Raw genomic sequence first — 10,180 nt, 5'->3', positions numbered from 1 at the left:
TAGGCACGCCGCCAGCGTTCGTCCTGAGCCAGGATCAAACTCTCATGTAAATGTGGACTCTTGTACAGAAATCCTACATGTTAAGCTGATAGCTCTTAATTTCTTGCTGACTTTATGTTTGCGATACAAAGTATCGTCTTCGTTTGCTTCGACCGAAGTCTAAGCTCCTTGCACATTTGGTTCGTTCATTCTTTATTCAGTTTTCAAAGGTCAATCGTGTATCACGCGTTACGTGATTGCTTACCTATATTAGCACGGCTTCGTTTATCCGTCAAGCGATTTTTGAAATATTTTTCAAAAACATTTACTGACGACTGCTCGAAGCAGCAACTTTTATATCTTATCACCCACACGATTGCATGTCAACAATTTTTTTCAATTGTTTTCTTTGCTCCCGTGGACAACTTCTAAATACTACCACCGGCCCCTACTGTTGTCAACACTTAGTAGCAGAGAAAAGTCCGGACGGCCGAATAAATGATTTCATTTATGCATTCCTTCATTAGAGTGCGAAGCAAATAAACACGAATAAAAAAAAGGATATCCGGTTTCCGCCGAATATCCGTTTGCATTTGATTTGTTATTTACTGATTTTCTCGTAGATTTCGACGATTTCTTTCGCCAAGTCTTTGAATGCGATCGAAGTCATCAAATGATCTTGTCCGTGCACCATCAATAACGACAGTTCCACTGCATCGCCTGATGCTTCTTGTGTCAACAGACCGGTCTGTGCATGGTGGGCTTCCACCAATGCTTTTTCCGATTCGCCGATTTTTTCGTTCGCTAATGCAAAGTCTCCTGCTTTTGCCGCTTCGATCGCTTCAATCGCATTTCCTTTTGCATCGCCCCCATGCATGATCAATTGCATGATGACATCCAGGTTTTTTGGTTCTGCCATGTTATAAACTCCTTAGTCTTCTTATTATTCGCCCATCAAAGTTAGAGCTGTTTTCAATACTTTTTCGCCGTTCATCATGCCGTAGTCCTGCATGTTGATGACATCCATTTTTGTATCCGTGCCGGCTACTTTATCTTCGAATTGTTTTTTCATGTATTTAACTTGAGGTCCCAACATCAGAACGTCGATTTTTTTCTTAGCCAAGTGTGCATCTGCTTCTGAAGCGGATACTGCGAAAATATCAGCGTCCAATCCTTGTGCCACCGCCGCTTTTTGCATTTTTGATACAAGTAAGCTGGTGCTCATTCCAGCTGCACATACTAACATGATTGTTTTATCTGCCATATTCATTCTCTCCATCCATAAATATAATTTAATATGCAATTATTATAACACACATGATAGCGTTTGTCGCAAGCACTTACATAAATTTACAAACGTTTTCAGCAAATCGCTTTCTTTTTGCTTCCGCGAAGGAAAGATCCTACTTCAGGTTCTTGCCGTTTTGTTCTATGACCTCTTTATACCAGTAATAACTGGCTTTTTTGTAGCGTTTCAATTGTTTCGGACTGTCTTCATCGCGGTCCACATATACAAATCCATAGCGCTTTTGATACCCGTTCAACCAACTCAAAAGATCGGTATAGCTCCAAGTGCAGTAGCCAAGCACTGTGACCCCGTCGGTAATGGCTTCCTGGACCGCTTTGGCATGGTCGTTCAGATAGTCAATCCGGTACTGGTCATGGATTTCTCCGTCTTCAAGCTTATCGTATTCGCCCAATCCGTTTTCGGTTATCAATATCGGCAATCCGTAGCGGCTGTTTATCCGACGCAAGGCAATCCTAAGTCCAACTGGATCGATATCCCAATCCCAATTGGTTTTTTCGACGAATGGATTCAACACTTCTTTGAAGACGCCTGGAGTCCCGCCTCTTTCGGTACTTCCCTTTTCGCCGGAATAGTTCGGAGTCCCGATGCCGACGCCATCCAATGGATTCGCGGCAACTGTGGATGTCTGATAATAATTCACGCCCATGAAATCCGGCTTGCCAGCTTTCAATACCTCAAAATCTTCCGCTAGCGTTTCAGGCATCAAATCATTCTCTTCCAACCAATTCCAGATGACCGAAGGGTACTCCCCCTTGGCATAGACATCCATCCAAAAATAAGCATTCAGTTCATCGAAGTTCTCCGCCGCCAAAATATTCTCAGGTCGGGCATCAATAGGATAGCCTGGCGAATAAGCGAAACTCGGACCGATTTTCCCTTCCAATCCAAGCGAACGGTATTTTTTGATGGCTGACGCATTCGCTACATTCGCATGATGATTGGCTTGGTACATCCGTTTCGGATCTTTCACTGCCGGCGGGTGGGTCGCCATCAAGTAGCCATGGGAAATGAAGACATTTTGTTCATTCAAGGTTACCCAATGGTTGACCCGGTCGCCGTATCTCCGGAACACGGTTTCTGCGTAAGTGGTGAAGTCTTCAATTATCTGGCGGGATTCCCATCCCAGATAATCATCCTGCAGATATTGCGGGATATCCCAATGATACAACGTGACAACCGGTTCAATATGGTTCGCCAACAATTCATCAATCAGATCCTCATAAAATTGCAGGCCTTTTTCATTCACTTCCCGCATGTTGTGCGGGAAAATGCGGCTCCAGGCAATCGAGAAACGGTAAGCCTTCAACCCTTGTTCAGCCATCAGCGCGACATCCTCTTTGAACCGGTGGTAGTGGTCAACCGCTACATCCCCGTTCGTGCCTTTAAAAGTCTTGCCGGGAATCCTGACAAAGGTATCCCATACAGATGCGCCTTTCCCATCTTCATCCCAAGCCCCTTCGACTTGATAGGCGGCCGAGGCAGAGCCCCATAAGAAGTCTTCAGGAAAATCCTTCAGTTTTTTGTGTTGCATATCATGACCCGCTTTCTCTTTAGTTTGTTTCTGCTTCTCAAAACACAAAATGGACCATAAATCATATGAGCGATTTATGGTCCATCTATGTTTGGTGATCAGTGACTATTTTGCGATTTTCTCATAGATTTCGACGATTTCTTTCGCCAAGTCTTTGAATGCGATGGACGTCATCAAGTGATCTTGTCCGTGGACCATCAATAAGGACAATTCCACTGCATCTCCTGATGCTTCTTGTGTCAACAGACCGGTTTGCGCATGGTGAGCTTCCACCAATGCTTTTTCCGATTCGCCGATTTTTTCGCTTGCTAATGCAAAGTCTCCTGCTTTTGCCGCTTCGATCGCTTCAATCGCATTTCCTTTTGCATCGCCCCCATGCATGATCAATTGCATGATGACATCCAGATTTTTTGGTTCTGCCATGTTGGTAACTCCTTCAGTGTTATTTGTTTATTCGCCCATTAATGTAAGAGCTGTTTTCAATACTTTTTCGCCGTTCATCATGCCATAGTCCTGCATGTTGATGACATCCATTTTTGTGTCTGTGCCGGCTACTTTATCTTCGAATTGTTTTTTCATGTATTTGACTTGAGGTCCCAACATCAGAACGTCGATTTTCTTCTTGGCCAAATGTGCGTCTGCTTCTGAAGCGGATACTGCGAAAATATCAGCGTCCAATCCTTGTGCCACCGCCGCTTTTTGCATTTTTGATACAAGTAAGCTGGTGCTCATTCCAGCTGCACATACTAACATGATTGTTTTATCTGCCATAATATTTTCTCCACCCTTATATATATTTGAGCCCCTATAAAAGGGGCTCATTGTGAGGCTATATGATTATGCTACTACGTTGCCTGAAGCATCAGCTTCAAGTTCACCGATTTCAACATTGTATGCTTTGTTGTCTTCGATTTTGAAGAATGGGTAGAAGATTACAGCACTGATGACTGTTTCGACGATTTGCCATACAGCACCTCTCCATCCGCTGATCAAGAAACCAGAGAATACTGGAGGAGTTGTCCAAGGAATGTTTACCCCGTTTGCAAGAGGAACCAAACCGATGCTCATCACGACATAAGTAAGGATAGCCAAGATTACTGGAGTCAAGATGAATGGAATCATCAAGATTGGGTTCAATACGATTGGCATACCGAAGATCAATGGCTCGTTGATGTTGAACAATCCAGGTCCGATCGCTAATTTTCCGAGTGTTTTGAATTGAGTCGATCTAGCTACGAATAAGCAAAGCAATGCTAAACCTAATGTTGAACCTGCACCACCGATTTTAACGAAGTTTGCATAGAATTGGTAGTTGACGATGTTCGGCAATTCCAAACCTGCAGCGTAAGCATCTGCATTTTCTGCAGTCAGAGTCAACCAGATTGGTTGCATTACAGCACCCAAGATGTTTGGACCGTGAAGACCGAATGAGAACAAAAGTGTTTCCAAAATTAGTACCAAGACAGTTGCAGGCAATGTTGCGCCTAAGCTAGTCAGTGGTGCTTGGATGATTTCGAAGATGAATGATTGAGCTGTTTCGTAAGGTGTCAAAGCGAATACCATACGCAAGATGTTGAAGATCAGGATAACGAACAATCCAGGGATCAAAGCGTCAAATGATTTTGCAACGTTTGATGGTACGGAATCAGGCATGCTTAATTTCCAGCCGCGAGCCAATACCCAACGGATGATTTCGACTGCGAATACAGCACTCATCATACCAAGGAACAATCCGCTTGCGCTCAAGTTACCCATTGGGATTCCTGATGCATTTTCAGCACTCAATAATGTTGGAGTCAAGATTAGGAATCCTACGATACCGTAGATGATTCCTGCCAGATCATCCAAGCCGTAGTGTTTAGACAAGTCTTGGGAAATCCCGATCATAACGAACAACGTCATGATGTTCATTGTCATGTTGTAAGGTACCATGAAGAATTCTGTCCAGTTAGCGCCGAAGACGCCTGCCATCATGTCTGCGTAACCAGGAATTGGTAAGTTAGCGAATAATAGGAAAATCGATCCGATGATCAGTAGGGACATTGCTCCGAAGAACCCACTCTTGATTGCTGAAAGGTAACGGTTTTCGTTTAATTTATAAGCAATTGGTCCTAATTTTTCTTGTAATGTATCTAAGAATTTATCCATAATAAAATCCTCCTCTGTTAGAACACTTGTGAAGACAGCGTACCGTCTTCAAAAACAGTAAAATAAATTGATATGATTGCTTGTCCGGATTCTGCCAGTCAGTCTCAGAACAATGGCCCTTCGTCTTCCGCATTCATTTGCCGCTGTTCTTTATCAACAACGGATGGTGCGAAAAACTCTTCTTGCTTTCTACCTCTAACCTTCCAGTTTTTCCCCGTTCGACGCGATCACTCCTTTGTACCAATAGAAACTATCTTTCCGGTATCTCTTCAGATCTTTCAGATCGAAGTCTTCCCGGTTGACGTAAACAAAGCCATAACGCTTGCGGAACCCTTGGTGGGTGCTGATGAGGTCGATCGCACTCCAGGTGCAATAGCCGAACACATCTGCTCCATCCGTAACAGCCAGGTTCATCTGTTCGATATGGTTGCGGAGATAGTCGATCCGATAGTGATCATGGACCTTCCCATCTTCCAGCTTATCAATACCGCCTAAACCGTTTTCAGTAACGATCAGGGGTTTACGATAACGAGAGTAAATTTGGTTAATCGTCGTGCGGAATCCAGTGGGATCGATCTGCCAACCGAATTCAGTATAAGGAAGATGCTCATTGTCGGATCCTGCGAAGAATCCTTCTTGGCTATCTGATAATTGCTGATCTTTTTTGCCTGTTGCGCGTTCCGTTCCGGCCGGATAGGCTTGAACAGTCGAGCTGTTGTAGTAGTTGAAGGCGATGAAATCGCATTCCGCAGATTTCAGTATCTCCAAATCACCCGGTTCCATATCAGGCAGGGCTTCATTTTCTTCCAGGTAAGCCCACACTTGGTGATTGTATACACCATACACGGCGATATCAAGATATAGCCAGTTACGGATTGCGGTATACAGATCGGCTGCTTGGACATCCGCTGGGTTGTTCGATTTCGGATAGACGGCCGAAATGTTCGGTGCCGGTCCGATTTTCACATGCGGTAATTTTTCGTGGCAGTTGTTCATCACCATCGCTTGCGCAACAAGCATGTGGTGGTTTTGTTGGTACAAGGATTTCAAGGTGCTTTCTCCTGTACCGACTGCAGCGCCGTGAAGAATCATCATGTTCTGTTCGTTGATCGTCAGCCATAATTTGACGCGGTCTCCTAAGTTATCGAAGAGGACATCGCAGTAGCGGACAAAAGCATCGATTGTGGCACGGTTTTCCCAACCACCTTTTTCAGCAAGTCCCTGCGGTAAGTCAAAGTGGTAGACCGTCACTAACGGTTCTATGCCGTATTTCAGACATTCATCAATCAAATCGCTGTAGAACTGAAGACCTTTCGGATTGACTTCTCCGTCACCGTCCGGAATGACCCGTGACCATGAAATCGAGAAGCGATAGGTTTTGAAACCCATCTCAGCCAACAATGCGATATCTTCCTGCATATGGTGGTAATGGTCAGTGGCTACTTTAAAATCAGAAGTATCGGGAACGATTTCCTTCGCGTCCTGAACAGATGGTCCTTTTCCGTCTTCATTCCAAGCGCCTTCGACTTGATATGCGCTGGTTGCGGATCCCCATAAAAAATCTTCTTTAAACGGTTTCAATTTCTTATGATACATACTCTCATTCCTTCCCTATCGATTTCCACTCAGGAATCCGACTATCTTTAAGCGGTTACATGATTTTCAAAAGCGAACTCTCTTCTTTTCAAAAAGAGTCGTTTTCAGATCGCGAATGCGCTTTCTGTTTTTCAATATAAGCTTATTATAGAGTTTGTGAACGGAATGTAAACAGTTACATGCATTAAAGGAACAATAATCAGCTTTTGGAATGATGTTTCAGAAAAGAAACGTTTTGTTTCAGCTTAACCCTCTGCTAAAGCTTATTGTTAAGCATTTGTTGCATGTAGTTATAATTGCGTCTTGCCAGTGTTTCAATCAAAAATACGACCGGCAGTTGGGAAGTCACGTTCACCTCATCGTCGACGTATTCAGGAGTCAGGTGATAGGCAAAGTTTATGTCCGACTGTCTGGCCAATGAATTGGTGGAGGAATTCGTGATGCTGATGACTTTGCTCCCCAGACTCTTCAGGTCGCCCACCTTCCTTAAGGTGATGTCCGTTTCTCCTGACACGGAACAAACAATCGCCACTGTGTTCGTATATTGCTTGCTGATCAAATGGAAGGGATAGTAAGCATCCTGGATATGGAAGGTGCTTTGGCCCAAATTTGAAAACTGGCGGGCTGCATAAGCGGCAATCAGGCCTGATGTGCCGATCCCGAAAAAAAGTGCGACTTCTGAATTGGCTATCAGTTCGACTGCGGATTGTATTTTTTCTTCGTATTCCGACTGCATGGAACGGCTGAAAAACTCTTCGACGATTTCGGAAGTTTCAAACACCTTCTTATTGTGTTTGCGGTTGTCCATTTCCTTCAAGTGCAGCTTGCACTCCCAGATGTTTTCGAACCCCAGCTTGCTGATGGTCCGCGTAACCGTTGCCGGCGATACATGGGTCTCGGAAGCTATCTCGCGAACGCTCATACGGATGACTTTTTGGGTATGCTGTACGATGTACTCGTATACCTTTAACTCTGTATTCGTCAGTAACTTCACATTCTCTTGATTGAACACGTAAAAACCCCTTTATCCGGAACAAAATAAGCTCTGAGGCGTGCATTAGTTCGTTGTCTTTTCTTCTTAACCATTTTACCATTTATTTTGAAAAAAACAAAAAACAAAACAATTTTACGGAACGCAAAATTGTTTTGTTTTTTTGTGATGCTTATTTCAGAAAAACAGGCTATTTCTTAGAAGATATCATCCGCAAGGCTTTTGCGGAATGCCTCTATTTTGCGTAATTTGCTCTTTTCACTGTGTGCGATGTCCAGCTCATCCAGCAAGGGAACCAACATTTCGTAGGTTTCCAACACGCTGTCGCCGCGCATTTCGATTTTTGCAGGGAAGACTTTCGCTTCAAACAGGTATTTGTACAGTTCGAATTGGATATCGCGTGATTTGTCGGAAGTCAGCACAGTCGCCAGCAGCACTTCCCCTGATTTTTTATCTGCGACGGCCATCATCTTCACAAAACGCGGCCGTTCCCCTTCTTTGAAGGTGATTGGTTGCGGTAAATAGAACAAGTCTACTTCGAAGGTGTTTCTTAGGAAGTTTTTCTTTTCCATCATCAGACGACGGATTTCGAACTGGGAAAGCATCAGATCGTATGGACCTTTCGTCAATTCGCCGCCAGTCAGGAACGCAAGGATATGTTCTTCTTTCAATTTCCAAACACTGTCCTTTGTACCGGCTTGGTAATAGTAACGCGTCGGAACGTCATCCGCAGCAAAAGACTTGTCAAAATCCAGTTTGCTGTAGATGGGGAACATTTCCAAAAAGCTCTCCAGCACCCGTTCGAAAAGAGTGATGTCCTCTTCGGTCGCCGACCAAGGAACAAAGCCTGGCGTAAAATCCAGCAGTTCCGGCCAAGCTTTCTTGCCGCGGAATTTGACATCCGTTGTGCGGATGCGGTTATAGTCGATTTCTTCCAGTTTGCTTCGGTCGACGAATTCAAGTCTGATGTTTTTCAGTTTTTCTGTGTATTCCCCGATGCCATCCGCTTCCGTGAACTCAGACTCCAACAGATCCAAGTAGAGGATGTATTCCGAAACATCCCTGAATACGCTCAATCCGATGCTGTCCTCATCCAGCCCATCCAAAGCAAAGAATACCGGTTCCTTGCGATCGGAATATTTGATTCCGACGACGTCCGTGTCTTTCATTTTATCCCAAGGTTTCAATTTATGAAAAGCCTTTATGTTCTCGTACAATTTTTGATAATCTCTCATTTATATCTCCTATCTACTAAAAAACATAAGCGCAAACACTTGATAATGGCCGAACGCGGAGCACACGCCGCTACTTTTAGCATGTGTTTCCAGCAATTCCGCCGCTTATCCTGTTTCGGCTTATTGTAACAAATTCCTTTCCTATGCTATCATATCTTGAAGCGTGCATCAATTTTTCTTTTTAAGGAGTCCAAAAATGACCTTTTCTTTCAAGGATATCGAACATAGCAAGTCTATCGTCAAAGAAACCTCTCTGTACACGCACCATCTCAATGAAGACGCTCTTTTTATGCACGTCGAGAATTATGTGGTTTTCCATCGCGTCCCCACCTTCGCTGAATTCGTGGAGACGGAAGCCTATTTGAAATCGGAGCACCAAAAATATGGCCAGGATTTCATAAAATTCATTTGGCCCGAAGATTGCGAAATTCCGCAGCCGATCATTTCCTATCTGGGATCGAACGACTTCAGCCTGGATGTCCTTGAGCTCTACGCGGCCCCTCCCGGAACTTTTGTGCCGACGCGGATTGATGAAACGCCTTCCGACGTCAGAGTGGAATGGGTGAACGCCGATAACCGCAGTGCCTATCTGGATTTGTCCGCACGGGCAGACAAGGAAGTCGGCGAGGAATTCGCGAAACAGAAGCAACCCTACACCCAAGCTAAATTCGACAATCCGGCCTTCCGCCCCATCGTGGCCATGTGCTCCGATGAAGCGGTCGGTTCCATCGACCTTTATCTGAAAGAGGACAGCATTGAAATCGATAATTTTCACGTTGCCGCAGATTCCCGGGGGAAAGGGATCGGAACGGCGCTGCAACAGTTCGTCATGGAGCATGCCGACGGGAAGACCGTCCTTTTGGTGGCTGATGCATCCGATACGGCGCGCGAGATGTACAACCGCCAAAATTACACGTATATTTCTTTCCGCTACGAGCTCCTGAAAGTCTTCAAATAATAGATCAACGCACCTTCACCCACTCGGCTAATTGCCGGATGGCTGGAAGTGCGTTGGTTTTTTTATTCGATTTCGTTGATTTGGTAGATTTCCACCGGATAGTTCGATTCAATTTCCTCAATGATTTTATCCACGATTTGTTGGCATAGGACCCGGGAGCTGTTGACAACCGCCAATCCGATGACGGCCTGGTTCAACATATCCTGTGCCGATACTTCCGCAATGCTGACATTGTACCGTTGATGCATCTTGGCAAGGATGCTTTTCACAACGCTGCGCTTGTCCTTCAGAGAATTGGAATCAAAAAGCCGCATAGACAGTTCCACAGCCAACACGTTCATCGTCATCGCCCCATTTTTGTTTAATATGGAAACATTCTCTCTTCAAGACAAAAAATAACCGAAACTGCCCCTTCTGTCAAGGGATAGCTCCG

At 44.6% G+C, this 10,180-nt stretch carries 11 protein-coding genes; 1 reads left to right on the top strand and 10 read right to left on the bottom strand.

All coding sequences use genetic code 11. From position 1 onward, the window contains the following. Positions 1-580: 580 nt before the first annotated feature. From PH235_RS13645 to PH235_RS13605, 9 genes are all read right to left on the bottom strand, one after another. Positions 581-898 carry a PTS lactose/cellobiose transporter subunit IIA gene (locus PH235_RS13645; RefSeq protein ID WP_068561593.1) on the bottom strand — a complete coding sequence of 106 codons (318 nt, stop codon included), beginning with the start codon at positions 896-898 and terminating at the stop codon, positions 581-583. A gap of 24 nt (positions 899-922) precedes the next feature. Next, complete coding sequence (locus tag PH235_RS13640) at positions 923-1,243, bottom strand: PTS sugar transporter subunit IIB (RefSeq protein ID WP_086986658.1); 321 nt, start codon at positions 1,241-1,243, stop codon at positions 923-925. Positions 1,244-1,382: 139 nt separating this feature from the next. Then, positions 1,383-2,819, bottom strand: a complete 1,437-nt coding sequence (locus tag PH235_RS13635) for a glycoside hydrolase family 1 protein (protein WP_272162839.1) — start codon at positions 2,817-2,819, stop codon at positions 1,383-1,385. A 105-nt stretch (positions 2,820-2,924) separates the two neighbouring features. Continuing rightward, positions 2,925-3,242, bottom strand: coding sequence for a PTS lactose/cellobiose transporter subunit IIA (locus tag PH235_RS13630; RefSeq protein WP_106450373.1), 318 nt, complete (start codon positions 3,240-3,242; stop codon positions 2,925-2,927). Positions 3,243-3,269: 27 nt separating this feature from the next. Then, positions 3,270-3,590 carry a PTS sugar transporter subunit IIB gene (locus tag PH235_RS13625; RefSeq protein WP_086986658.1) on the bottom strand — a complete coding sequence of 107 codons (321 nt, stop codon included), beginning with the start codon at positions 3,588-3,590 and terminating at the stop codon, positions 3,270-3,272. A 66-nt stretch (positions 3,591-3,656) separates the two neighbouring features. Then, positions 3,657-4,967: a PTS sugar transporter subunit IIC gene (locus tag PH235_RS13620; protein WP_272162838.1), complete on the bottom strand. Its 1,311-nt coding sequence runs from the start codon at positions 4,965-4,967 to the stop codon at positions 3,657-3,659. Positions 4,968-5,162: 195 nt separating this feature from the next. Then, on the bottom strand, positions 5,163-6,563 hold the full coding sequence (locus PH235_RS13615) for a glycoside hydrolase family 1 protein (RefSeq protein ID WP_272162837.1): 1,401 nt from the start codon (positions 6,561-6,563) through the stop codon (positions 5,163-5,165). A 256-nt stretch (positions 6,564-6,819) separates the two neighbouring features. After that, on the bottom strand, positions 6,820-7,575 hold the full coding sequence (locus tag PH235_RS13610; protein ID WP_272162836.1) for a MurR/RpiR family transcriptional regulator: 756 nt from the start codon (positions 7,573-7,575) through the stop codon (positions 6,820-6,822). A 176-nt stretch (positions 7,576-7,751) separates the two neighbouring features. Next, a complete protein-coding gene (locus tag PH235_RS13605; protein WP_272162835.1) occupies positions 7,752-8,789 on the bottom strand; it encodes a DUF7309 domain-containing protein in 1,038 nt (345 codons plus the stop codon). Positions 8,790-8,985: 196 nt separating this feature from the next. Between PH235_RS13605 and PH235_RS13600 the strand changes: the two genes are divergently transcribed. Next, positions 8,986-9,747 (top strand): GNAT family N-acetyltransferase, encoded by a 762-nt coding sequence (locus tag PH235_RS13600; protein WP_272162834.1) that lies wholly within the window; start codon positions 8,986-8,988, stop codon positions 9,745-9,747. 62 nt (positions 9,748-9,809) lie between these two features. Here the strand turns inward: PH235_RS13600 and PH235_RS13595 are convergent, their stop codons facing one another. After that, positions 9,810-10,088, bottom strand: coding sequence for a DUF503 domain-containing protein (locus PH235_RS13595; RefSeq protein ID WP_086986666.1), 279 nt, complete (start codon positions 10,086-10,088; stop codon positions 9,810-9,812). Positions 10,089-10,180: the final 92 nt, after the last annotated feature.

It is taken from the genome of Trichococcus sp. K1Tr, from assembly GCF_028309625.1.
Taxonomy (GTDB): Bacteria; Bacillota; Bacilli; order Lactobacillales; family Aerococcaceae; genus Trichococcus.
Note: the sequence above shows the minus strand (reverse complement) of the source record. Positions and strands in the feature narration are given on the sequence as shown.

What these genes read in the sequence shown, in the direction of transcription:
- PH235_RS13645 (WP_068561593.1), bottom strand. Translation starts at nt 898, where the DNA reads ATGGCAGAACCAAAAAACCTGGATGTCATCATGCAATTGATCATGCAT.
- PH235_RS13640 (WP_086986658.1), bottom strand. Translation starts at nt 1,243, where the DNA reads ATGGCAGATAAAACAATCATGTTAGTATGTGCAGCTGGAATGAGCACC.
- PH235_RS13635 (WP_272162839.1), bottom strand. Translation starts at nt 2,819, where the DNA reads ATGCAACACAAAAAACTGAAGGATTTTCCTGAAGACTTCTTATGGGGC.
- PH235_RS13630 (WP_106450373.1), bottom strand. Translation starts at nt 3,242, where the DNA reads ATGGCAGAACCAAAAAATCTGGATGTCATCATGCAATTGATCATGCAT.
- PH235_RS13625 (WP_086986658.1), bottom strand. Translation starts at nt 3,590, where the DNA reads ATGGCAGATAAAACAATCATGTTAGTATGTGCAGCTGGAATGAGCACC.
- PH235_RS13620 (WP_272162838.1), bottom strand. Translation starts at nt 4,967, where the DNA reads ATGGATAAATTCTTAGATACATTACAAGAAAAATTAGGACCAATTGCT.
- PH235_RS13615 (WP_272162837.1), bottom strand. Translation starts at nt 6,563, where the DNA reads ATGTATCATAAGAAATTGAAACCGTTTAAAGAAGATTTTTTATGGGGA.
- PH235_RS13605 (WP_272162835.1), bottom strand. Translation starts at nt 8,789, where the DNA reads ATGAGAGATTATCAAAAATTGTACGAGAACATAAAGGCTTTTCATAAA.
- PH235_RS13600 (WP_272162834.1), top strand. Translation starts at nt 8,986, where the DNA reads ATGACCTTTTCTTTCAAGGATATCGAACATAGCAAGTCTATCGTCAAA.
- PH235_RS13595 (WP_086986666.1), bottom strand. Translation starts at nt 10,088, where the DNA reads ATGAACGTGTTGGCTGTGGAACTGTCTATGCGGCTTTTTGATTCCAAT.